This window comes from Streptomyces sp. NPDC018019, from assembly GCF_044327805.1.
Classification (GTDB): Bacteria; Actinomycetota; Actinomycetes; order Streptomycetales; family Streptomycetaceae; genus Streptomyces.
In genome coordinates, this window is record NZ_JBIRGD010000001.1 from 72504 (window position 1) to 94660 (window position 22157).

Annotated in this window: 19 protein-coding genes; 11 read left to right on the top strand and 8 right to left on the bottom strand. The window is 71.6% G+C overall.

The annotated features are described in order from the left end of the window. Window positions 1-47: 47 nt before the first annotated feature. A complete protein-coding gene (locus ACH4FX_RS00375) occupies window positions 48-956 on the bottom strand; it encodes a MaoC family dehydratase (protein ID WP_398473981.1) in 909 nt (302 codons plus the stop codon). Window positions 957-1242: 286 nt separating this feature from the next. Between ACH4FX_RS00375 and ACH4FX_RS00380 the strand changes: the two genes are divergently transcribed. Then, on the top strand, window positions 1243-3195 hold the full coding sequence (locus ACH4FX_RS00380; RefSeq protein WP_398473982.1) for an AMP-dependent synthetase/ligase: 1953 nt from the start codon (window positions 1243-1245) through the stop codon (window positions 3193-3195). Window positions 3196-3387: 192 nt separating this feature from the next. On the opposite strand, the gene ACH4FX_RS00385 is transcribed toward ACH4FX_RS00380, so the two are convergent. The 3 genes from ACH4FX_RS00385 to ACH4FX_RS00395 form a co-directional block, all read right to left on the bottom strand. Continuing rightward, on the bottom strand, window positions 3388-4617 hold the full coding sequence (locus ACH4FX_RS00385; RefSeq protein ID WP_398473983.1) for a lipase family protein: 1230 nt from the start codon (window positions 4615-4617) through the stop codon (window positions 3388-3390). A gap of 83 nt (window positions 4618-4700) precedes the next feature. Then, window positions 4701-5801: an AraC family transcriptional regulator gene (locus tag ACH4FX_RS00390; protein WP_398473984.1), complete on the bottom strand. Its 1101-nt coding sequence runs from the start codon at window positions 5799-5801 to the stop codon at window positions 4701-4703. Between the two features lie 211 nt (window positions 5802-6012). Next, the gene (locus tag ACH4FX_RS00395) at window positions 6013-6216 is read right to left on the bottom strand and encodes a cold-shock protein (RefSeq protein WP_003984261.1); all 204 of its coding nucleotides are present in this window, start codon (window positions 6214-6216) and stop codon (window positions 6013-6015) included. 260 nt (window positions 6217-6476) lie between these two features. Here ACH4FX_RS00395 and ACH4FX_RS00400 point away from each other — a divergent pair, with 260 nt between their 5' ends. Continuing rightward, complete coding sequence (locus ACH4FX_RS00400; protein ID WP_398473985.1) at window positions 6477-7376, top strand: menaquinone biosynthetic enzyme MqnA/MqnD family protein; 900 nt, start codon at window positions 6477-6479, stop codon at window positions 7374-7376. A gap of 323 nt (window positions 7377-7699) precedes the next feature. On the opposite strand, the gene ACH4FX_RS00405 is transcribed toward ACH4FX_RS00400, so the two are convergent. Beyond that, window positions 7700-8902, bottom strand: a complete 1203-nt coding sequence (locus ACH4FX_RS00405; RefSeq protein ID WP_398473986.1) for an alpha/beta hydrolase — start codon at window positions 8900-8902, stop codon at window positions 7700-7702. Window positions 8903-9061: 159 nt separating this feature from the next. Between ACH4FX_RS00405 and ACH4FX_RS00410 the strand changes: the two genes are divergently transcribed. The 5 genes from ACH4FX_RS00410 (at window position 9062) to ACH4FX_RS00430 (ending at window position 14451) form a co-directional block, all read left to right on the top strand. Further along, window positions 9062-10879, top strand: a complete 1818-nt coding sequence (locus tag ACH4FX_RS00410; protein WP_398473987.1) for a serine/threonine-protein kinase — start codon at window positions 9062-9064, stop codon at window positions 10877-10879. 143 nt (window positions 10880-11022) lie between these two features. Then, on the top strand, window positions 11023-12222 hold the full coding sequence (gene mqnC / locus ACH4FX_RS00415; RefSeq protein WP_398473988.1) for a cyclic dehypoxanthinyl futalosine synthase: 1200 nt from the start codon (window positions 11023-11025) through the stop codon (window positions 12220-12222). A gap of 34 nt (window positions 12223-12256) precedes the next feature. Then, window positions 12257-12802 (top strand): hypothetical protein, encoded by a 546-nt coding sequence (locus ACH4FX_RS00420; RefSeq protein WP_398473989.1) that lies wholly within the window; start codon window positions 12257-12259, stop codon window positions 12800-12802. A 98-nt stretch (window positions 12803-12900) separates the two neighbouring features. Further along, on the top strand, window positions 12901-13521 hold the full coding sequence (locus ACH4FX_RS00425; RefSeq protein ID WP_398473990.1) for a Uma2 family endonuclease: 621 nt from the start codon (window positions 12901-12903) through the stop codon (window positions 13519-13521). Between the two features lie 231 nt (window positions 13522-13752). After that, window positions 13753-14451 carry a demethylmenaquinone methyltransferase gene (locus ACH4FX_RS00430; protein ID WP_398473991.1) on the top strand — a complete coding sequence of 233 codons (699 nt, stop codon included), beginning with the start codon at window positions 13753-13755 and terminating at the stop codon, window positions 14449-14451. A 33-nt stretch (window positions 14452-14484) separates the two neighbouring features. On the opposite strand, the gene ACH4FX_RS00435 is transcribed toward ACH4FX_RS00430, so the two are convergent. Next, entirely contained in the window at window positions 14485-15036 is a 552-nt protein-coding gene (locus ACH4FX_RS00435) for a GNAT family N-acetyltransferase (protein WP_398473992.1), read from the bottom strand. Between the two features lie 101 nt (window positions 15037-15137). Here ACH4FX_RS00435 and ACH4FX_RS00440 point away from each other — a divergent pair, with 101 nt between their 5' ends. Beyond that, on the top strand, window positions 15138-16457 hold the full coding sequence (locus ACH4FX_RS00440) for a geranylgeranyl reductase family protein (RefSeq protein ID WP_398473993.1): 1320 nt from the start codon (window positions 15138-15140) through the stop codon (window positions 16455-16457). Between the two features lie 248 nt (window positions 16458-16705). After that, window positions 16706-17836 carry a DUF418 domain-containing protein gene (locus tag ACH4FX_RS00445; protein WP_398474566.1) on the top strand — a complete coding sequence of 377 codons (1131 nt, stop codon included), beginning with the start codon at window positions 16706-16708 and terminating at the stop codon, window positions 17834-17836. A gap of 901 nt (window positions 17837-18737) precedes the next feature. Here the strand turns inward: ACH4FX_RS00445 and ACH4FX_RS00450 are convergent. Further along, on the bottom strand, window positions 18738-19454 hold the full coding sequence (locus ACH4FX_RS00450; RefSeq protein ID WP_398473994.1) for an ATP nucleotide 3'-pyrophosphokinase: 717 nt from the start codon (window positions 19452-19454) through the stop codon (window positions 18738-18740). A gap of 106 nt (window positions 19455-19560) precedes the next feature. On the opposite strand from ACH4FX_RS00450, the gene ACH4FX_RS00455 reads away from it, so the two are divergent. After that, entirely contained in the window at window positions 19561-19941 is a 381-nt protein-coding gene (locus ACH4FX_RS00455; RefSeq protein WP_398473995.1) for a hypothetical protein, read from the top strand. Window positions 19942-20215: 274 nt separating this feature from the next. On the opposite strand, the gene ACH4FX_RS00460 is transcribed toward ACH4FX_RS00455, so the two are convergent. After that, entirely contained in the window at window positions 20216-21034 is an 819-nt protein-coding gene (locus ACH4FX_RS00460) for a C40 family peptidase (RefSeq protein ID WP_398473996.1), read from the bottom strand. 758 nt (window positions 21035-21792) lie between these two features. Here ACH4FX_RS00460 and ACH4FX_RS00465 point away from each other — a divergent pair. Further along, window positions 21793-22152 (top strand): NADH-quinone oxidoreductase subunit A, encoded by a 360-nt coding sequence (locus tag ACH4FX_RS00465; RefSeq protein WP_030022241.1) that lies wholly within the window; start codon window positions 21793-21795, stop codon window positions 22150-22152. Window positions 22153-22157: the final 5 nt, after the last annotated feature.

Below are 22157 nucleotides of genomic sequence, written 5' to 3' on the forward strand. Positions count from 1 at the left end.
GCGCACGGCCCGGCGCCGGGGCGCCCCCGGGGCCGGGCCGCCGCGCGTCACACGTCCGTCTCCACCCTCCCCTCCAGGTGGACGCGGGCCCGGCCGTCCGGGCCGCCGCGCAGTTGGAACGTGCCGCCCGTGCGCGTGGTTTCGTACGCGTACGAGACGGTCGCGGGCAGCAGTACCGGAGCGCGGAACTCCGCCGAGATGCGCAGGGTCGCCGTACCCGGCAGCACCGCCTCGGCGGCGCAGCGCGCGAAGGTCCACATGCCGTGCGCGATGGCGCGTGGGAAGCCGAGCGGGCGGGCCGTGAGGGCGTGCAGGTGGATCGGGTTGTAGTCACCGGACACGGCGGCGTGGCGGCGGCCGAGGTCCGCGGGCAGCCGCCATTGGGCCCGTACGGGCAGTTCGCGCGGGCCGGGGGAGGGAGTGCCCGAGAGCCGTGGACGCTCCTTGCCCGGCGTCCGGGTCTCGCTCCCCGGCGTCCGGTGCCGCGCCAGATAGGTGCTGCGGTCGTGCCACACCAGAGCGCCCCCGCGGCGCGCCTCGGTGGTCATGACGACCTCGGTGCCGCGCCGGTGCGCCCGCAACGCGCCCGCGAACACGGTCAGTTCGAGCGTGTCGGTCGGGTGCAGCGGCACGTACTGGGTGATCTCGATGCCGGTGTGCACCAGCCCGAGCATCGGCAGCGGGAAGTCCCGTGCGCTCATCAGCCGCGCGGCCAGCGGGAATCCGAGGATGTGCGGATAGGTGACGGGCAGCGGTTCGGCGGCCTCGTACCCGCAGACCCGCGCGTACGAGGCGGCGCGGCCCAGTCCGATCCGCACGGCGGGCAGCACGAGGCGGGTGCGCGGCAGGGCGGCGTCCGGCCGCGGGTGCTTGCCGATCCCGGTCAGAACGCCCTTGGCCAGCGCGGGCAGCAGCCGCGGCGGGCGGGACCGGCCGGGCGCCGCGTCGCCCGGCATCAGGCACCCGGCCGGTGCGGTGTGCGGTGCGGGGCGAGGAAGGTCCGCGGGGCCGGATCGAACGGAGGAAGACGGTGTCCGGGCATTGGCCAACTCCTGGTCCTCGCGTAAATTTACTTCGAAGTAAGGTTACTGTCGGGTCAGGTGATGGTCGAGAGTGCGGCCGCAGGGTGCCGCGCTGTCCACGGCCCTGGACGGGCCTGCTCCTGTGGTCCGCCGGGGTCCGCCGCCGCCGGCCGCCTCCGTGCGCCGGCCGCCGCGCTCACCGCGGGACGAGGAGCCGCTCGTGTCCAGTCGGGAACTGCAAGGCGGGCCCTCGGCGCCCGCTCCGGTCGAGCCGCGTATACAGGTGCGGGACGGGGTCGTACGGGAGGTGTCCGTACCGCCGTTGGTGCCGCCGGTGCGGACCGGTTCACTGGGAGACATCCCCTTCGGCAACGCCGCGCAAGCGCCGGACGACGTGGTACTGGCGCGCAAGAAGGCGGGGCAGGGGGCCGGGGGCGCGTGGCGGGACGTGAGCGCCGCCGAGTTCGCGGCCGAGGTGCTGGCCGTGGCCAAGGGCCTGATCGCGCACGGGCTGCGGCCCGGCGACCGGCTGGCCATCATGGCCCGGACGACCTACGAGTGGACGCTCGTGGACTTCGCCGCCTGGGCGGCCGGACTGGTGACCGTGCCGGTCTACCCGACCTCCTCCGCACACCAGGCGCACTGGATCCTGCGGGACTCGGGCGCGGCGGCCTGTGTCGTGGAGAGCGTCGAGCAGGCCCGGCTGGTCAGCGGCGTCCGCTCCGGGCTGCCCGCCCTGGACCACCTGTGGCAGCTCGACACCGGCGCCGTCGGGCAGATCGTCGCGGCGGGCCGGCGGCTGCCGGACGTGCTGGTGACCGAGCGGCGGGCGGCCACCGGCCCCGGCAGCACCGCCACCCTCGTCTACACCTCCGGCACCACCGGCCCGCCCAAGGGCTGTGTGCTCACCCACGGCAACTTCTTCGCCGAGGTGGACAACGCGGTCGAACTGCTGCACCCGGTCTTCACGTCGGTCAGCCGCGAGCCCGCCTCGACCCTGCTCTTCCTGCCCCTGTCGCACGTCTTCGGGCGGATGGTCGCGGTCGGCTGCCTGCGCGCCCGGGTACGGCTCGGCCACGCGCCCAGCATCCGCACCGAGGACCTCCTCGCCGACCTGGCCACCTTCCGGCCGACGTTCCTGCTCACCATCCCCTACGTCCTGGAGAAGGTCTACAACACCGGCCGCGCCACCGCCGAGAAGATGGGCCGGGCCGCCTCCTTCGACCGTGCGGCCCGCATCGCCCGGCGTTACGGGGAAGCCGTAGAGGCCGAGGAGCACGGCACCGGCAGCGGTCCCGGCGCGGCGCTGAAGGCCGCCCGCCGGCTGTACGACCCGCTGGTCTACCGCCGCATCCGCGCCGCGCTCGGCGGCAAGGTCCGCTACGCGATCTGCGGCGGTTCCCCGCTCGGGCACCGGCTCGCGGCCTTCTACGCCGGCGCGGGCATCGAGGTCTTCGAGGGGTACGGGCTGACCGAGACCACCGCGGCGGCCACCCTCACCCCGCCGCTCCGGCCCCGTATCGGCACGGTGGGCCGGCCGCTTCCCGGCACCGCCGTACGCATAGCGGAGGACGGCGAGGTGCTGCTGCGCGGCGGCCAGGTCTTCACCGGCTACTGGGACGCCGCGGCCGGCGGCCCGCTGCCGGCGGGGCACGGGACCGGGCACGGCTACGGGGAGCGCGACGGCGACTGGCTGGCGACCGGGGACATCGGGGCCCTCGACGCGGACGGCTATCTGACCATCACCGGCCGCAAGAAGGAGCTGATCGTCACCTCCGGCGGCAAGAACGTCGCCCCGGCCCCGCTGGAGGACCGGCTGCGGGCGCACCCGCTCGTCGGCCAGTGCATGGTGGTCGGCGACGACCGCCCGTACATCGCCGCACTGATCACGCTGGAGCCGGACGGGCTGGCGCACTGGCGGCAGATGAAGAAGAAGCAGCAGGTGCCGATGGCGGAACTGGTCAGGGACGAGGTGCTGCTGGCCGACATCCAGGACGCCGTGGACGACGCCAACAAGCTGGTCTCCCGCGCCGAATCGATACGCCGCTTCACCGTGCTGCCGGTGGACTTCACGGAGGAGGGCGGCCACCTCACGCCGTCCATGAAGCTGAAGCGGTCCGCCGTCGCCCGCGACTTCGCCAAGGAGATCGAGGAGTTGTACGAGCGGAACTGAGGCGGGCCCCCGTCCGTCAGTACTGATGCCGCGTTAACTGACCTCCGGGTAACGTGGTGGCTGCCGGGCCCGGCAGACTGGAACCCCGTGTCACCTCTGTGGGGGAAGTGGCACGGGGTTCCTCGGTGTGTGCGTCCGACGGCCGGGCGGGGGCGCGCAGTTGCCGCCCCGCGCGGCGCTACCGGGCCTGGCTCAGCCGCAGTTGCCGCTCGCCGGCTTCCCGGCGAAGCGGTCCGCGAGCCAGTTGGCGGCCGGTACGGCGCCCGCAATCGCGCCGATGACGTGTTCCCCCAGCGGAATCGTGGCCCACCGCACGTCGGCGCCCCTGGCGCACCAGTCCGCGCGCAGCTGCTTGCCGACGCCGTACGGGATCAGCTCGTCGAGCGTGCCGTGGTAGAGGAAGACCGGCGCGTCCGGCCTGCGGGTGCCGAGGTCCGACTCGCGCAGCCGCTGCTGCCAGTCGGCCTCGTACAGCGGGTTCCTGACCGTCACGTCGGAGATCTTCTTGAAGGCGCCCGCGATGCCGTCGATCGCCACGCAGTTCTTCTTCATGAAGTCCACGTAGTGGCGCCCCTTGGCGTTCAGGTACTTCGCCAGGTCCAGCTCGGGGAAGGCGGCGTCCTGGCCGACGGCGGCCATCAGGATCAGGCCCGCTCCCACGTTGCCGTTGTTGAAGTCGGCGACCTTGAGCAGGTCCGCCGGGACCCCGCCGGTCGCGGTGCCCCTGACCTTCAGCTCGGGCGCGTACGTACCGTGCAGCTCGGCCGCCCAGCTCGACGCCTGGCCGCCCTGCGAATAGCCCATGATCCCGACCGGGGAGTCCGGGGTGACGCCCGCCTGCACGGCGCCGGGCAGCCGCTGGGCGGCGCGGGCCGCGTCCAGCACGGCCTGTCCCTCGGCGCGGCCGACGGTGTACGTGTGGTCGCCCGGCGTGCCCAGGCCCTCGTAGTCGGTGACGGCCACCGCCCAGCCGCGGGCCGTGAGCTGCTGGATGAGGTTGGCCTCGACGGTCGTGCCGGTGGGGAATCCGGCGGACGGCGCGCACTTGTCGGCGATGCCGACCGTGCCGACGGCGTACGTGACCAGCGGGCGCGGGCCGGTGCGGCCGTCGTCCGGGACGATGACCGTGCCGGAGACGACGTTCGGGGCGCCCTTGGCGGTCGTCGACCGGTATTCCATGTGCCAGGCGCGGGTACGGGTCGGCTGGCCCGGCAGCGGGTGGAAGGAAGTGGGGGAGGACGTCACGATGTCGCCCGGCCGGGCGTCGGCCGCCGGGGCGGACGCCGCCCGCGGGGCCGGGGCGGGCTGCGCGGTGGCGGCGTGCGTGAGTCCGAGCGAGAGGGCGAGCGCCGTGGTGGCGGCGACGGCGGTGGTGCGCAGCGCGCGGGAAACGCGCCGGTCATGGGGGGCGAGTGGCACCATACGGCTCTCCCAACGGTCCGGAGGACGGGTCAGTTGGGGTGACCGTAGTGACTCACCGGTAAGTACGGCGCTGACCGGGACGCTCAGCTTTGCTGACCCGAGGGAGCGCCCAGCAGCGCGTCAGGGGAGTGCGGACGCAGCCGGTACGCGCCCGGCGTGGTCCCCGTCCACCGCCGGAATGCCCGGTGGAACGCGGTGTCCTCGGAGAAGCCGAGCCGGGCCGCGAGCGCGGCGATCGGCTCCCGGCCCGCCGCCAGCGAGCTGATCGCCGCGTCCCGGCGCACCGCGTCCTTCAGGCGCTGGAACGAGGTCCCCTCCGCCTGGAGCCGGCGGCGCAGCGTCGCCGGGCTCACCGCCAGCCGCGCCGCGACCTCGGCCACCTCCGGCAGCCGTGCCGGGCCGGTGCTGCGCAGGGCCAGGACGAGCGTGCGGCGCACCCGCTCGGTGACGGTCGTGCCGTACTCCCGCCGGCTCAGCAGGTCGGCGGGCGCCCGCCGCAGCAGCGCCGTCAGCGCGGCCTCGTCCTGGACGACCGGGGCCGCCAGCCAGCGTGCGTCGAAGACCGCCGCGGTGTACGGAGCATCGAAGCGCACCGCGCAGCCGAACAGCAGCTCGTACTCGCGCGCGTGCGCGGGGGCGGGGTGGGCGAAGCGCGCGGCGCGCAGCGGGATACGGCGGCCGATGAGCCAGCCGGAGAGCCGGTGCCAGATGATCATCACGGCCTCGGCGAGGAAGGTGGCCTCGGCGTACGGGCGCAGATCGCTGCGCAGGCAGAACTCGGCGGCGCGGGGGGTGCGCGGGGCGCCGTCCGGACTCCCGCCGGGCTCCGCGCCCGCGGCCGTCACCGCCATCTCGGGCCCGCCCGGGAAGAGCGCGTAGAACCGTACGGCCCGTTCCAGCGCCGTACCGAGGTCGGGACAGCCCAGGCAGGCGAGGCACATCATCGCGAAGGTCCCGCGGCGGCTGGGCAGCGGCCCGAGCCCCAGGAACTCGTCGTCCGTGGCCCGCTGCACCTCCGTGACCAGCCGGGCGAAGCCGCCCGCCGCCACCCGCGCCCGGTCGTCCCCGAGCAGCAGCGGCGAAATCCGCGCGGCCTGCAACAACGGCACGGTGTCCAGCCCCATCCGCCGCGCACCACTGAGCACGGCCCGCACATGGTGCACCGCGATGGTCAGCCCGGTCATGACCCTGCACGGTAGCCGCCGCGAGCGCGAAGGTCAGGGCCTCGGCAGGGCACAAAAAACGGCTTGCCGGCCACTTCGCACGGGCGCGCGCATTTCTTCGGCCAAGACAGGCGGTGGCGAAAAGGCAGGGGCCCCGTCCCCTTCCCGGAAAGGAAGGAGCGGGACCCCTTGGGTACTGCTAAGTCGACCGCGATCGGTCGGACCGGGCAACTCAGACCGGCGTGACGTTCTCCGCCTGCGGACCCTTCGGGCCCTGCGTGACGTCGAAGTTCACCTGCTGGTTCTCCTCAAGGGAGCGGAAGCCAGAGGCGTTGATCGCAGAGTAGTGAACGAAGACATCCGGGCCGCCGCCGTCCTGGGCGATGAAGCCGAAGCCCTTTTCAGCGTTGAACCACTTCACGGTTCCGGTAGCCATAAGCCCTCCTTGGGCCAAAGGGTTGCCCTGCTCCAGAACCTGCAAGAAGTCTGAAAACTACAAAAGCCTGCGGCGTCACATGCTCCGCAGGCTCTGTACTGCAAGGGAAACCAAACTGCAACTTGCGCTGAGCGTAGCACGGGGCGGTTGGAGGGCGGAAGAGCCAAAGATCACGTTTACCCGAGCGGGGTAGTGGCCACGCGGTGGCCGCGGGAGGCCCCGCCGAGGCGTCCGGTGCCCACCGGGGCTAGCCTCCGCATGTGGACAATTCAACCGTTGGAGACGCATCCGCAGGAGCCGCAGCCGACCACCGTCGCAGCCGGCCGCGGGTGGGCCACATCCAGTTCCTGAACTGCCTGCCCCTCTACTGGGGCCTCGCGCGTACGGGCACGCTGCTCGACCTGGAGCTCACGAAGGACACCCCGGAAAAGCTCAGCGAACAGCTGGTGCGCGGCGAACTCGACATCGCCCCGGTCACCCTCGTGGAGTTCCTGCGGGCCGCCGATGACCTGGTCGCCTTCCCCGACCTGGCGGTCGGCTGCGACGGCCCGGTCATGTCCTGCGTGATCGTGTCGCAGAAGCCCCTGGAGGAGCTGGACGGGGCTCGGGTCGCGCTCGGCTCGACCTCCCGTACGTCCGTACGACTGGCCCAACTGCTGCTGGCCGAGAAGATCGGCGTCACTCCTGACTACTACACCTGCCCGCCCGACCTCGGCCTGATGATGCAGGACGCGGAGGCCGCGGTCCTGATCGGGGACGCGGCGCTGCGCGCGAACCTGCACGACGCGCCCCGGCTCGGCCTCCAGGTGCACGATCTGGGACAGATGTGGAAGGACTGGACGGGCCTGCCGTTCGTCTTCGCCGTCTGGGCGACCCGGCGCGACTACCTGGAGCGCGAGCCGGCGGTCGTCCGCAAGGCGCACGAGGCGTTCCTCGCCTCCCGCGACCTGTCGCTGGAGGAGGTCGGCAAGGTGGCCGAGCAGGCCGCGCGCTGGGAGACCTTCGACGAGAAGGTGCTGGAACGCTACTTCACGACGCTGGACTTCCGTTTCGGCCCGGACCAGCTGCGCGGTGTGGCGGAATTCGCCCGCAGAACGGGAGAGACGACCGGCTATCCCGTGGACGTGCGGGTGGACCTCCTGGAGAACCCGCGGGCCTAGGGTCCGTTTCCGGCGGCGAATTCCGCGCGTACGCCGGGCTCGGGTGTGCGGACGGCATACCGGAGACGTGCGGAAGTCGTACGGGGGGCGTACGGAAGCCGTACGGAAAGAAGTCACCGGGAAGCCACCGGGAAGCCACCGAAAAGTCACGGAGAAGGCGCCGAGAAGGTGCCGAGAAGCATCGGGAATCGGCCGGAAGCCCGGGATTTTCCGGACCACCCCGCCGGAAGATCATCGCAAGGTCGCCCGAGTCCACCGCGAGAACACCGGAACGCCACCGGGAAGAATCGGCAGGGCATGCACACGCGCCCCGGCGGCCCCGATTACGGTGCGGGCGTCGGGCCCGGCATGACCTTGCTGATCCATTCCATGGTCCCGTCATTCATGCCCCGGATGTACCCCTTGGCATTGTGACCGCCGTTTTCGATCACTTGCAGACGGGTCTTGATCGGTCCCTTGCCATATTTCTTCATGAAGGATTCCAGCTTGGCCCGGCCGCCCTCCTTGGTGCCGATCTGGAAGGCGATGTGGACGTCCGGCGCACCGGGCCGGGCGAGCAGGGCCTTGGCCAGCTGCTCCGGGTCGTTGGCCCGCATCTCCTTCGTGTGCCCGCGCCACAGCGGCGAGTCCGGCCGGGTGTCCGGGCCGCTGGCGATCACGGCCTTGAACCGGTCGGGGTGCTGGAGCACCTGCTTGAGCCCCACGAAGGCGCCGGACGACGAGCCCATGAAGGCCCAGCCGTCCCGCGAGGCGAAGGTACGGAAATTGGCCCTGACCAGATCGGGCACGTCGTCGGACATCCAGGTGCCCATCTTCGGCTGTCCCGGTATGTCGCTGCCGTCGTAGTAGTTCTTGTCGTCCGCGTTCAGGACCGGCATGACGACGATGAACGGCTTGCTCTTGCCCGACTTCGACCACTCGCTGATGCTGCTCTGCAGCTTCAGGTCGGTTCCCATCCAGTAGTTGACCGGGTAGCCGGGGCCGCCGGGCAGCGCGATGAGGACCGGGAAGGCGCTCTTGGCGTACTTGTCCTCGTAGTACTCCTTCGGGGCCCAGACCCAGACCCGGCCCGTGAAGCCGGACTTCTTCCCGTGCAGCGTGGTCACGCCGATCCGGGTGCCGTCGTCCAGCGTGTTCGCCGTCGTGAACTCCGCCCGCGGGCCCGTGGGCATCCGCACCCGCGGATCGGCCGTACCGGCGGACCCGCCGGTGCCGCCGGAACCGCCCTGACCGCCGTCCGCCCGGCTCCGGTCGAAGGACATCGGCTCGCCGCTGTCGGAGAAGACGCCGAAGGCGTTCAGCACGGGGACGGCGGCCAGACCGAGGGCGGCGACGGCCGCGCCGAGCAGCAGCAGCCGCTTGCGCCGGCCGGCGCGGGTGCGCCGCGGCCGGTCATCACGCCCGGGGCCGTGCTCCTGGTGGACAGGGTCGAAATCCTGGGGGGCGGGGCCGAACCCCTGCGGGGCCTGGCCGTGCTCCCGCTGGGCGTGGCCGTACGGGGGCTGCTGCCCGGAATGGTGCGGCACGGAGATACTCCGGTCGGTGCGCTGCCCCGCAGGACAAGTCGGACTGTTGCTGGCGTTCTCCTCTTTGGAGGCGAAAGGCGCTGTGCCGGTTCACCGGACCCGGCATGACCTGGGTCATAGGCTGGGGCGTGATCCGGGCCGGCAGGGGGAGGCGATGCCATGGAGCCGCTGGGGGCGGACGATCCGCGGGTCATCGGTACGTACCGGCTGCTGGGCCGGCTCGGCGCGGGCGGCATGGGCCGGGTCTACCTAGGCCGCAGCGCGGGCGGCCGGACCGTCGCGGTGAAGTCCGTACACGCGTGGCTCGCCGCCGACGACCGGTTCCGGGCCCGCTTCCGGCGCGAGGTGGAGTCCGCGCGCCGGGTCGGCGGCGCCTGGACCGCGCCCGTACTGGACGCCGACCCGGACGCCCCCGTCCCCTGGGTGGCCACCGGTTACGTTGCGGGCCCCTCGCTCACCCGCGCCGTCGAGGACTTCGGCCCGCTCGACGGGCCCGCCGTACGGACGCTGGGCGCCGGGCTGGCCGGAGCGCTGGCCGCCGTCCACACCCACGGCCTGGTGCACCGCGACGTCAAACCCTCCAACGTCCTGCTCACCCTGGACGGGCCACTGCTGATCGACTTCGGCATCGCCCGCGCCCTGGACGGCAGCGCCGCCCTCACCGCCACCGGCGTCTCGGTCGGCTCGCCCGGCTACATGGCGCCCGAGCAGATCCTCGGCCAGGACGTCACCGGGGCCTGCGACGTGTTCTCGCTCGGCGCGGTGCTGGCCTTCGCGGCGACCGGCGCCGGACCGTTCACCGGGGACAGCTCGGCGGCCCTGCTCTACAAGGTCGTCCACGAGGAGCCCGACCTCGGCGCCGCCCTCACCGGCGAGCTGCGCGAGGTGACCGCGGCCTGCCTGGCCAAGCGGCCCGGGGACCGGCCCGCCCCGGCGGAGATCGCCCGGCGGCTGGGCCGGACGGCGGAGACCGGCGGCGGCCCGGCCCGCACCGGCTGGCTCCCGGCGCCGCTGGTCGAGCGCGTCAGCCGGCAGGCGGTGGAACTGCTGAACCTGGACGCGCAGGGGAACCCGGACGCACGCGGGACTTCGGACGCAGGTGGGACTTCGGACGCACGCGGGGCGGCCTCGCACGCGCCTGGGTATCCGGACGCGCGTGCCGGGGCCGCGGGGGCGGGCTCCTTCGGGCCGCCGGAAGGCCCGTACGGCGGGGCCACTCCCCCGTACGGCGCCCCCTCCGGCCTCGTCCCCTTCGACGCCCCGGCAGAAGCCCCGGCCACTCCCGCCCCGGCCGGTCCCGCTCCGTCCACCCCGCCTTCCCGCCCTCACCCCTCCTGGCCCACCGCCGACGCCCCCACGCAGTCGCCGCAGGCACCGGTGGGGTCGCCGCCCTCCGGGGAACGCCGTCTCACCCTGAAAGGCGCGCTGGGCAGCGGCGCCGACGGCCGCCGCCGGATGAGCTGCACGCTGGTCCTGTCGGTGGCCGGTGCGCTCGCCGCCGCGACGACCGCCGCCTTCGTCTTCCACCTGCTGCCCGGACAGGGCGGCGACGACCAGGACGCGGCCGCGAAGCCGCCCGGCAGCGGGCAGTCCCCCACGCCCGGCGGCACCCGGCCCGAGGCGTCGGCCGTTCCCCGGGCCTTCCTCGGCACCTGGACCGGCACGGTCATCACCCGTCACAACCTCCCCAACGGCAGCATCACCAGCACCATCACCCCCGGCACCAAGGGCGACTACGTGGTCCACACCACGTACGACTTCCTGATCGCCCGGTGCGCGGCCAAGGCCAAGCTGGTGTCCGCCACCGCCACCACGCTGACCCTCCAGGAGCGCTCGGACGGCAGGCCCGGCCCCGGCTGTACGGGCGCCAAGGCGGCCGTGACGTACACGCTCGGCAAGGACGGCACGCTCTCCTTCGCCTCGGACGACGAGGCGGGCGGCCGGCCGCGGGCCGCCATGAAGAAGGCGGGCGGCTGACCCACCGGGCGGACCCGTGACGGACCGGCCGGGCGGACCTGGCGGGCGACCGGCGGCTGACCCGCCACCGCCCGCCGCCGGTGGTGCCGGACCCCTGGCGTACGCTGGTTCGGTCGTTATGCCCGCCTCCGAAGGGACGCCCGGTGACCGAGAACGCCGACCTTCAGTCCGTACTCGACCGCGCCGCGGAGGGCGGGCGCATCACGCCCGAGGAAGCGCTCGACCTGTACCGTTCCGCGCCGCTGCACGCGCTGGGCGCCGCCGCCGACGCGGTCCGCCGCCGCCGTTACGCGGGCACCGAGCACATCGCGACGTACATCATCGAGCGCAACATCAACTACACCAACGTGTGCGTGACGGCCTGCAAGTTCTGCGCGTTCTACGCCGCGCCCAAGGACACCGCCAAGGGCTGGACCCGCGACCTCGACGACATCCTGCGCCGCTGCGCCGAGACCGTCGAGCTGGGCGGCACCCAGATCATGTTCCAGGGCGGCCACCACCCGGACTACGGCGTCGAGTACTACGAAGAGCACTTCTCCGCCATCAAGAAGGCCTTCCCCCAGCTGGTCATCCACTCCCTCGGCGCCTCCGAGGTCGAGCACATGGCCCGGATCTCCAAGACCACCGTCGAGGACGCCATCCGCCGCATCCACGCCGCGGGGCTGGACTCCTTCGCGGGGGCCGGCGCCGAGCTGCTGCCGGAGCGCCCGCGCAAGGCCATCGCGCCGCTGAAGGAGTCCGGCGAGCGCTGGCTGGAGATCATGGAGACGGCCCACGAGCTGGGCGTGGAGTCCACCTCCACGATGCTCATGGGCACCGGCGAGACCAACGCCGAGCGCATCGAGCACCTCCGCATGATCCGCGACGTGCAGGACCGTACGGGCGGCTTCCGCGCCTTCATCCCGTACACGTACCAGCCCGAGAACAACCACCTCAAGGGCCGCACCCAGGCGACGATCTTCGAGTACCTGCGGATGATCGCGATCGCCCGGATCTTCCTCGACAACGTCGCACACATCCAGGGCTCCTGGCTGACCACCGGCAAGGAGATCGGCCAGCTGTCCCTGCACTACGGCGCGGACGACCTCGGCTCGATCATGCTGGAGGAGAACGTGGTCTCCTCGGCCGGTGCCAGGCACCGCTCCAACCGCCAGGAGATCATCGATCTGATCCGCAAGGCGGGCCGTGTCCCGGCGCAGCGCGCGACCACGTACGAGCACCTGGTCGTGCACGACGACCCGGCCAACGACCCGGTCGACGAGCGGGTGGCCTCGCACATCTCCTCGACGGCCATCGAGGGCGGCACGGCGCACCCCGAACTCAAGCTCGTCGACGCCAACTGAGCCGACGCCGACCGAGCCGCCCTGTGAGCTCCGCGTGCTGACGATCCACCGCGTGCACGGTGTCCGCCGCGCCCCCGACGGCGCCCCGGAACCCGGGCACGCGGTCGTCGTCTCCGGCGACCGCATCGAGGCGACCGGCCCGTACGAGGAGCTGTACGAGCGGTACGGCGAGCGCGCCCGCGTCCGCGACTGGGACGGCACCCTGTCCCCCGGCCGCCACGAACCGGACGGCGCCGCCCTGCTGGAGGCCGCCTACCATCCCGATCCGCGCGAGGCCGACGACCTCGGCACGGCCCCGCTGACGGGTGACGCGCTCACCGCCCTCGGCATGACCGACACCCGCTGGGGCGCGAGCGCCCGCCGCGGCATCCAGCGCCTGCTCGCGACCGGCACCACCTCCCTCACCGGCCCCTTCACCCACCCCGCCGTCCGCACCGCGGTCGCCCGCTCCGGCCTGCGCGACCGCCCCGTCCCGCACCCCCTCACCCCCGGCGCCCCCGCCGACTTCGCGGTCTTCGCGCAGGACGGCCGCTGCCTGGTCACGGTGCTGGGCGGCCGGCTGGTGTACCGGGGACGCTGAGCGCCCGCCGTCAACGCCGAGAAGCCCGCCCGTCACTTCGTGTGACGGTACTGTCGTATTCAGGACCGTGATCCGCACTCGCGTCCACACTCGTGTCCATGGGAGCAGTGATGAGCACTGACCGGCGGCTGGAGAAGGCGACTCCGGAGACCTGGATGAACCCGCCTGGTGGGCGGTGGACGTTCGACCAGGTGAAACATCTGGACCTCCCCTTCGACTGGGAACTTGTGGACGGAGTGATCGTGGTTCGGGGGATGCCCAGCTGGTGGCACGACGAAGTCAGGGACGAGTTGCTCGATCGGTTCAGGTCGGCCGTGCCCGATTCGGACCATGGAATGAACGTCGAGCGCTGCGTCATGCTGGACGACTTCTGCGTGATCAAGCCTGACGTCGTGATCTACGACAAGCGTGGCCTCGACCTCTTCACCATGGAATGCACACCGGCCGCCCACGTGAGGCTCGCGGTGGAAGTGGTGTCGCCCGGTTCGACGGTCGATGACCGGGTCCGCAAACCGGCCCTCTACGCAGCGGCGGGTGCGCCGTACTTCTGGCGCGTGGAGCGAGGGGCCGACAACTGTCCCGAGGTGCACGAATACTGGCTCCACACCGGCACGGGCGAATACGTGTCGGCCCCCGAACACCCATGTCACAAGGGCAAGCTGGAAACCGACCGCCCCTTCCCGATCGGCATCGACCTGATGGGCATGGTCGGTCTCTGACCTGGGCCGTCAGAGTCCCGTCAAGGCCCTTCGCCCCCTCGTCAGGACCCCGTCAACGAAACCGGAGCCGCCCCTTCCGCCCGGCAGGATCTTTCCCGCGGGGACGGCCCATTCGGCCGCTCACGATGCTTCGCACGAGACGCAGCACCGCTGGACCGCCCGGATGTTCTGAGGGGGGCATCGGGCCGTCCCCGTCCAACGCCTTCCGGAGCCGTAGGGAACAATGGCCGGGTGACCCGAGCCTCTCTGGACAAGCAGCCGCGGGACGTCGCCGCGATGTTCGACGACGTGGCGGCGCGCTACGACCTGACCAACGACGTGCTGTCCCTCGGGCAGGCGCGGCTGTGGCGCAAGGAGGTGGAGCGGGCCGTGGCGGCGCGCCCCGCCGAGCGCGTGCTCGACCTCGCCGCCGGTACGGGCACCTCCTCGCTGCCCTTCACCCGCGCCGGCGCGTACGTCGTCCCCTGCGACTTCTCCGTCGGCATGCTCCGCGAAGGCAAGAAGCGCCACGCGTGGCTGCCGTTCGTGGCCGGCGACGGCATGCGGCTCCCCTTCGCGGACGGCGTGTTCGACGCCGTCACGATCTCCTTCGGGCTGCGCAACGTGCAGGACACGGACGCCGCGCTGGCCGAGCTGTACCGGGTCACCAAGCCCGGCGGCCGGGTCGTCATCTGCGAGTTCAGCGAGCCGACGTGGGGCCCGTTCCGTACGGTCTACACGGAGTACCTGATGCGGGCGCTGCCGCCGGTGGCGCGTGCGGTGAGCAGCAACCCGGACGCGTACGTGTACCTCGCCGAATCCATCCGCTCCTGGCCCAACCAGCCCGCGCTGGCGGCACGCCTCCAGCGGGCGGGCTGGTCGAAGGTGGCCTGGCGCAACCTGACGGGCGGCATCGTCGCCCTCCACCGGGGGACGAAACCGGCCGCGTGACAGCGGCGGGGCCCTTCCCGGGCCCCGCCCCGCTCACCACTCCAGCCGGAAGCAGAACCCTTCCTGCCCGCCCGGTGTGCGGAACGTCTCCGCGTGCCGCATGCCGAGCCGCCGCGTCACCGCGATGGACCGCTCGTTGCCGGCCGCCACCATTGCCACCACGCTCCGTACCCCCGCGGCCCGCACCGCCTCCAGCGCGGCCTGCGCCGCCCGGGTCGCGTACCCCTTGCCCCAGTACGCCCGGCCCAGCCGCCAGCCGATCTCGATCTCGCCCACCGGCCCCCAGTCGCGCGGCCAGGGCTGCGCCCCCGTGAAGCCCAGGACGGCCCCGGCCTCCTCCCCTTCCGTACCGACCATCGAGTACAGGCAGAAACCGTGCTCCGCGTGGTGTCTGCGCTGCCGTGCGGTCAGCTCCTGGTAGACGGACAGTTCGGCCGGGGCGCCGCCGTGGAACTCCATCACCTCGGGGTGGTCGAACACCCGGTGCCAGTGCCAGGCGTCCTCCTCGTCCGGCACCCGGAGCGTGAACCCCGGTGCGGACAGCGGCCGGGACGACGGCTGCGGCTGCGGCTGCGGCTCGTGCATGGACCAACCAACCCTTCAGATCCTGATCATCCGTGCCCCCATAGACTGACGGGGCCCAGTGCCGGTCGGCACCCAGATATCGACTTCCGGGAGATCCCGCCGTGACCGAGTCCGCGACTGAGTCCGTGAGCGAGTCCGTGACCACCCCCCGCTCCGAGCACCACGCGGACGTCATCGTCGTCGGGGCCGGTCCGGCCGGCTCGGCGACCGCGTACCACCTCGCCAAGTCGGGCCTGGACGTCCTCCTCCTGGAGAAGACCGCCTTCCCGCGCGAGAAGGTCTGCGGCGACGGTCTCACCCCCCGCGCCACCAAGCAGCTGATCTCCATGGGGATCGACATCTCCGAAGAGGCGGGCTGGCTGCGCAACAAGGGCCTGCGCATCATCGGCGGTGGCAACCGCCTCCAGCTCGACTGGCCGGACCTCGCCTCGTACCCGGACTACGGGCTGGTCCGCAAGCGCGACGACTTCGACGAGCAGCTCGCGCGCCAGGCGCAGAAGGCGGGCGCGCGCCTGTACGAGCGCTGCAACGTCGGCGCGCCGGTCGTCAACGAGCTGACCGGCCGCATCGAGGGCGTCCGGGCGAAGCTGGGCGAGGAGAAGACGCCGGTCACCTTCCACGCCCCGCTCGTGGTCGCCGCGGACGGCAACTCCACCCGCCTCTCGCTGGCGATGGGCCTGCACCGCCGCGAGGACCGCCCGATGGGCGTCGCGGTCCGTACGTACTTCACCTCGCCCCGGCACGACGACGACTACCTGGAATCCTGGCTGGAGCTGTGGGACCGCCGCGGCGCGCAGGACCGGCTGCTGCCGGGCTACGGCTGGATCTTCGGCATGGGCGACGGTACGAGCAACGTCGGCCTCGGCGTCCTGAACACGTCCTCCTCCTTCAAGGAGCTGGACTGGCGCGAGATCCTCAAGGCGTGGTGCGCCTCGATGCCCGCCGACTGGGGCTACACCCCGGAGAACATGACCGGCCCGATCCGCGGCGCGGCCCTCCCCATGGCCTTCAACCGCCAGCCGCACTACACGAAGGGCCTGCTGCTCGTCGGTGACGCGGGCGGCCTGGTCAACCCGTTCAACGGCGAGGGCATCGCGTACGCCATGGAGTCCGGCGCGATCGCCGCCGAGGTCATCGTCCAGGCGCACGCCCGTTCCACGTACGCCCAGCGCGAGCTGGCCCTCCAGCGCTACCCGAAGATCCTCAAGGACACCTACGGCGGCTACTACTCCCTCGGCCGCGCCTTCGTGAAGCTCATCGGCAACCCCAAGGTCATGAAGATCGCCACCCAGCGCGGCCTGACCCACCCCCTGCTGATGCGCTTCACCCTCAAGATGCTCGCCAACCTCACCGACCCCACGGGCGGCGACGCGATGGACCGCATCATCAACGGCCTCAGCAAGGTGGCGCCGAAGGCGTAGGGCTTCGTTCGCCGGACGGCCCCGGCCGGAGTGCCGTCGCTGCATCGAAGGATGTAGTGGCTTTTCGTCGCCGCGGACGAAGAAGCGGGAGCCGTGTGCCCTGACGATGGTGTGGAGGTTTGGCACCGGCGGCGGGAGACGGCGTGACGGAGACGGTCGGGGGTACGGCGGGGGCCCGGGCGCAGCGCGCCACAGGGGTTACGGGAGCCGAGGCGGCTTCCGGAAGCGGTGGTGGCCGGGCGGCGCGGCTGCCGTTGCTGGACGTGCTGCGCGGCGTCGCGATCCTCGGGACGTTGATGACCAACGTCTGGATCTTCGCGGCGCCCGGCGCGGAGGCGGGCGTCCTGAAGGGCAGCGCCGCCGTGCCGTCGTTCGGGACGTCGTGGTCCGGGACCGCGGAGGGGATCTTCCGGTTCCTCGCGGACGGCAAGTTCCTGTCGATGCTGACGATCCTGTTCGGCGTCGGCCTGGCCATCCAGTTCCGGTCCGCCGCGCAGCGCGGCCGGACCTGGCCGGGCCGCTACAAGTGGCGCGCCCTGTTCCTCTTCGCCGAGGGCACCGTCCACTTCGTCCTCGTCTTCGCCTGGGACGTCCTGATGGGCTACGCGGTCGTCGCCCTCCTGGTCGCCTGGCAGCTGACGCGGACCGCGCGTACGCAGCGGGTGCTGATGGCGCTCGCGGCGGCCGTGCACGTGGCGGTGCTGGCGCTGCTGACCGCCGACGCGCTCGGCAGCACCTCCGGGTGGGGTGACGGAGGCGGGGCCGGCGCCGCGACCGTCCGGCTGTACGCCGAGGGCGGCTATCCGGAACAGGTCGCGTTCCGCCTCCAGAACGCGATCGGGCTGCGCATCGAGCCCGTCATCTCGTTCGCCCTGCTGGTCTTCCTCTTCCACCTCGGTGTACGGCTCTTCCGCGCGGGCGCCTTCGCCCCGGACGCGAACGGGCGGCGCGTCCGGCGGCGGATGTGCGCCTGGGGCCTGGGCATCGGCCTGCCGCTCAATGCCCTGACGGCGGCGGCCGGTTCGGACTTCTACCTGCTGGGCCGGTACGGTGCGGCCCCCGTGGTCGCCATCGGGTACCTGGGCCTCATCGGCCTGATCGTCGACCGCGTCCGCCGGCCGGGCCCGCTGACCGCCGGTCTCACCGCGGTCGGCCGTACGGCACTGTCCTGCTATGTCTTCCAGAACGTGCTGTGCATGCTGGCCTGTTACGGCATCGGCCTCGGCCTGGCCGCGCGCTGGGCGGGCCACGGGCCGTGGTGGGTGATGGCCCTGTGGGCGGTGGTGTGCCTGGTGCTGTTCACCGTCTCCCGGCTGTGGCTGCGGTACTTCGAGCACGGCCCGCTGGAGACCGTACAGAAGCGGCTGCTCCGGTCCTGAGGTGGTGCGGCGCCTGGACGTTGCGGAGCGCGGCGGGACGCCCGCCCCCGGGCCACGTCGCGCACGGAGAGCGTCAGCCGCGCGTCGATGATCCGGAGGGAGGAGAGCAGGTCGGTGGCGGGGGAGGGGACGAGGGCGGGGGTGGGGACGGCAGGGGCTGAGGGGACGGCTGGGACTCGGTCTGCTCCGGTTGGGGAGTATCCACAGGCTGTGGGCGCCGTCGGCCAGGGCCTGGATGCGTACGGCGAGGCCGATGGCGACGGCGGAGAGCGTGGGGTGGAGGGCGAGGTGGTTGCCGACGACGGTGAAGTGGGTGGTGTGGCGGTGCCGTACGTGGGTCACTCCGGAGGGCGACACGGCAGCGGTCGGGCAGAGCCGCGCGTTGGACTCGCGTGGAGTCGTGGGGAAGGTCTCTTCTTCCTCTTGATCAGGCCCTCGGCAAGGGGATGGCAGTCCCGTCGCGGGCCGTTCTTTTTTTGGTTGTGGCGCGAACGTGCAGCCTCTCGGCCCCCATAAGCGAGCCCATCACCTGATCAGGTGACAAAGGTGAACCCGGGGGGGAAGAGGGGAAGGTTGGAGAGTTCTCCCCCGGTTCTTTAAGGGGCTCGGGGCGCGCCGGGACGCCGCTCGCCGCGTCGTGGCCCACCGGAACGCGGGAAACCGCGAGCCGGTGAAGTACGCCGGTGAAAGCGGCCGCCCTTCGGAGCCGTACGCACAGCGTCGACTGAATGGCGGAGTGTGCGGAGCGGAGACGGAAAGCAGGGAATTCGGCGGCGGAAACAGCGGGTTACGTGCGCGCCGGACATCGCACCGGCCACCGGCCGTACCCCCTTCCGCACGCGGTCCGGGACGCGGGACGACGCCCGGACCGCACGCGGAGGGGGTGCGGGGCCGGATACGCCTACATCGGGGGACGTTGCACGGCGCGGCGGCGCGGGGCGTTGAGGTACTGGGCGCCCGCCGGGCAGGGGACCGAGGCGTAGATCCGGTTCATCTCGCCCTGGAGCTGCGCCCGGCGCGGGCCGGCCGTCTGCGGGCGGTGCGCCTCCTCGTACAGCTTCCCGCTCCGCTTCTGGGCGGCCCGGCTCTTCGGCGTGTGGAACTGGAGCTCGTACGGGTGCCCCGAATTGTTCGCCCGCCAGGCGGTGTTGATGCCCTTGTAACCACGCGGCCGCGCCCACGTGTTGGACCAGCGGAGGTTGGGGTTCTTCCATTTGGCCAGCAGCTTGGTGGTGTCCTTGACGCCCTTGACGTAGGACGAGTCCGGCCACTGGAGGATGTAGCGGACCGAGTTGTAGACGTTGTCCAGCGCCTCGTCCACCGACTCGGTCGGATTGTGCTGCATCTGGTAGGCCACCGAGCGCTTGACGGATTCCGGGGACCGCAGGCGTTCGTCGAAGCCGACGATGGTGGCGTTGGTGGTGCGGGCGATGCTGAGGACCTGGGGGCTGATGGTCTGTTCGGCCTTCTTGGCACGGGCGAGGAAGACGTTGACCTTACGGAGATCGGCGGCGTCGATGTAGAGCCCCTGCCAGCGCCAGCCGTGGTCCTGCTTGAGCTGCGGCTTCTTGGCGGGCGGGCGCTTGGCCGGGGGCTTCTTGGCGGGCGGGCGCTGCACCGGGGGCCTCGTCGCGGGCGGGCGCTGTGCCACGGGCGGGCGCTGCGCCGGAGGCCGTGTCGCGGGCGGGCGCTGTGCCACGGGCGGGCGCTTCGCCGGGGGCCGCTTGGCCGACGGCTTCTTCGCGGCGGGCTTCCTGGGAGCCGTCTGGCACGGGGGACAGCCCGTCGGCCGCTGGGCGGAAGGCCGCTTCTTGGCGGCCTGCTTCTTGGGCTGCCGCTTTTTCGGGGCCTGCTTGTTCGCGGCGGGCTTCCTGGCAGCAGGCTTCCTCGCGGCGGGCTTCTTCCTGGCGGGCTTTTTCGCGGCGGGCTTGGTGGCAGGCGGCGTGGCACAGGAACTTGAGGCCTGCTGCTCGGCCTTGGGTGGCTGTGGACAGGAAAGCTCGGCGGCGTGTACCGGTCCCAGGCTGAGAGTGGAGGCAAGTGCGGTGGCCGCCGCCGACCAGGTGACGGCCCGAAGAGTATGGACACGGTGGATGCGCATGTAAGAAATAGCTTCCTCTCGTCAGCCGCCGTCCGACGCCACGGAAAAAGGGTGCTGGCATTACGGGCGGAAGGGATAAGTACGGCGAGAGGTACAACTGGTACAGAGCCGTTACGGTAGTTGTGCCGAACGGGCGTTGCTTTATCGAATGGGCTATGCGCGCAGCCCGATGAGCGGTCACAAAATAGAACCAGGCACCCATTTGCTGACGCAATGCACGAGGGCCGCCGTTCCCGAGCGGTGGGAACGGCGGCCCTCGGCCGTGCGTGGGGGGCGTCCTACAGGACGCGGACCGCGCCGGTCGGCTGGCTGTAGCTCAGCGGCTTCTCCACGATGCCGGTGCTGGAGTTCTGGGCACCGATGAAGTTGCCGTTACCGACGTAGACGGCGACGTGGTACGCGCTGCCCGCGCTGCCCCAGTAGAGGATGTCCCCGACCTGGAGGCTGCCCAGACCGACCTGGGGCCCGGCGGTGGACTGCGGCTGCGAGGTGCGCGGCAGGTCGATGCCGATCGTCCGGTACGCGGCCTGGACCAGGCTGGAGCAGTCGTACGCGGACGGGCCGGAGGCGCCGAGCACGTAGGACTTGCCGATCTGCGCGCGCAGGAAGCCGATCAGGGACGCGGTGCTGCCCGTCGAGGCGCCGGAGACGGGGGAGTCGGCGGACGGGGCGGAGAGGCTGCGCAGCGAGGTGCGCTCGGAGGAGCGGGAGGCGCGCTCCTGCTCGGCCTTCTCCTTGGCCTTGCGGGCCTCTTCGGCCTTCTTCTCGGCCTCGGCCTTGCGCTCGGCCTCGGCCTTCGCCTTCGCGGCGGCCTCGGTGGCCTCGGTGATGGCGGTGTCCTGTGCGGCCTGACGCTCGTAGTCGAGCGCCATCTGCTGTGCCGTGTCCGCGCTCTTGGCGAGGCTGGTGGCCAGTGCCGAGGTGATGGTCGGCATTTCCTGGGTTTCGGAGACGGGCTTCTCCGCGGCGCCGGCCGGCATGCTCGCGCCGGTCACCGCCAGGGTGATGATGCCACCGGTGACTCCCGCGCGCAGCGCCCGCGAGGACGCGGAACGGCGGGGCTTCCGGTGGCTGGGTATGGCTGCGTTCGGGGACATGGCACCACGGCTATCAGGAGCCACAGGTTGCTGCCAACAAAGGTGGTGTGCACCACACTTGACGCGTACACGGTGAATAAAAGGGACTAATCGCCGGTCGCGGGCCGGGCGGCGACCTGCCCGGATTTCGTGATCATGTTCCTGCGCATGGCATTTACGGGCCGATGGGCGCCCCAGGGGCGCTTATCACCTACTGATCCGCCACGCCAAGGCTTCCCGAAGGTCAAGCGTTCAAGACGGCAAGCCGCGTGGGATAGGTCACTCGTGAGTGTCCGTTATGCACCCGTGATGTCCCTGGGGCGGGTGTGCTCGTGAACGCGGGCACGTACCGATGATCACGGGATGGTCACGACGGTCTCGGCGTGGTCACGGTGCAACCGGTGCGGCCGCCCGCTCCTGTGGCCCGCGGTGCGCTAGCAGTTGACGGCGCCCAGCGCCAATTTGCTTGCACGCTCTACCTTTTGATAGAGGCACCCCCGCTCTGACCAGGTGTGACGTCGCCGGATGTCACCTCCAGTGATCATCCGCGCGCTTCCCGTACGAAGATCGACGCTGATCCGACAGGATGACCGGCCGTCAGGTGGTGGAGATCACAAAGGCGTTGTCGCACCCCGTGTCGCAGATCACAGACCCGCGGGCATAAGATGCAGGCGGCTCGGGCTTGTGAACTGCCTCACATAGGCGCGATCTTCGTGGGGCGGCGCGCGGGACCGGGCGGACCGCCATCCAGTCATCGTCGACTGAAGGGAGCGAGGACGGTGAACGCTTACGCGCCCATCCTCGTGCTGGGAGCCCTCGGGGCAGGCTTTGCGATCTTCTCTGTCGTGATGGCCACGCTCGTCGGACCCAAGCGCTACAACCGGGCGAAGCTAGAGGCGTACGAATGCGGAATCGAGCCGACGCCGCAGCCGGCCGGCGGCGGTCGATTTCCGATCAAGTACTACCTGACGGCGATGCTCTTCATCATTTTCGACATCGAGATCGTCTTCCTCTACCCCTGGGCCGTCACCTTCGACGCGCTCGGGCTTTTCGGGCTCGTGGAGATGCTCCTCTTCGCGCTCACCGTCTTCGTCGCCTACGCCTACGTATGGCGTCGGGGCGGCCTGGAATGGGACTAGGGGCC

What these genes read in the sequence shown, in the direction of transcription:
- ACH4FX_RS00375 (WP_398473981.1), bottom strand. Translation starts at nt 956, where the DNA reads ATGCCGGGCGACGCGGCGCCCGGCCGGTCCCGCCCGCCGCGGCTGCTG.
- ACH4FX_RS00385 (WP_398473983.1), bottom strand. Translation starts at nt 4,617, where the DNA reads ATGGTGCCACTCGCCCCCCATGACCGGCGCGTTTCCCGCGCGCTGCGC.
- ACH4FX_RS00390 (WP_398473984.1), bottom strand. Translation starts at nt 5,801, where the DNA reads ATGACCGGGCTGACCATCGCGGTGCACCATGTGCGGGCCGTGCTCAGT.
- ACH4FX_RS00395 (WP_003984261.1), bottom strand. Translation starts at nt 6,216, where the DNA reads ATGGCTACCGGAACCGTGAAGTGGTTCAACGCTGAAAAGGGCTTCGGC.
- ACH4FX_RS00410 (WP_398473987.1), top strand. Translation starts at nt 9,062, where the DNA reads ATGGAGCCGCTGGGGGCGGACGATCCGCGGGTCATCGGTACGTACCGG.
- ACH4FX_RS00425 (WP_398473990.1), top strand. Translation starts at nt 12,901, where the DNA reads ATGGGAGCAGTGATGAGCACTGACCGGCGGCTGGAGAAGGCGACTCCG.
- ACH4FX_RS00435 (WP_398473992.1), bottom strand. Translation starts at nt 15,036, where the DNA reads ATGCACGAGCCGCAGCCGCAGCCGCAGCCGTCGTCCCGGCCGCTGTCC.
- ACH4FX_RS00460 (WP_398473996.1), bottom strand. Translation starts at nt 21,034, where the DNA reads ATGTCCCCGAACGCAGCCATACCCAGCCACCGGAAGCCCCGCCGTTCC.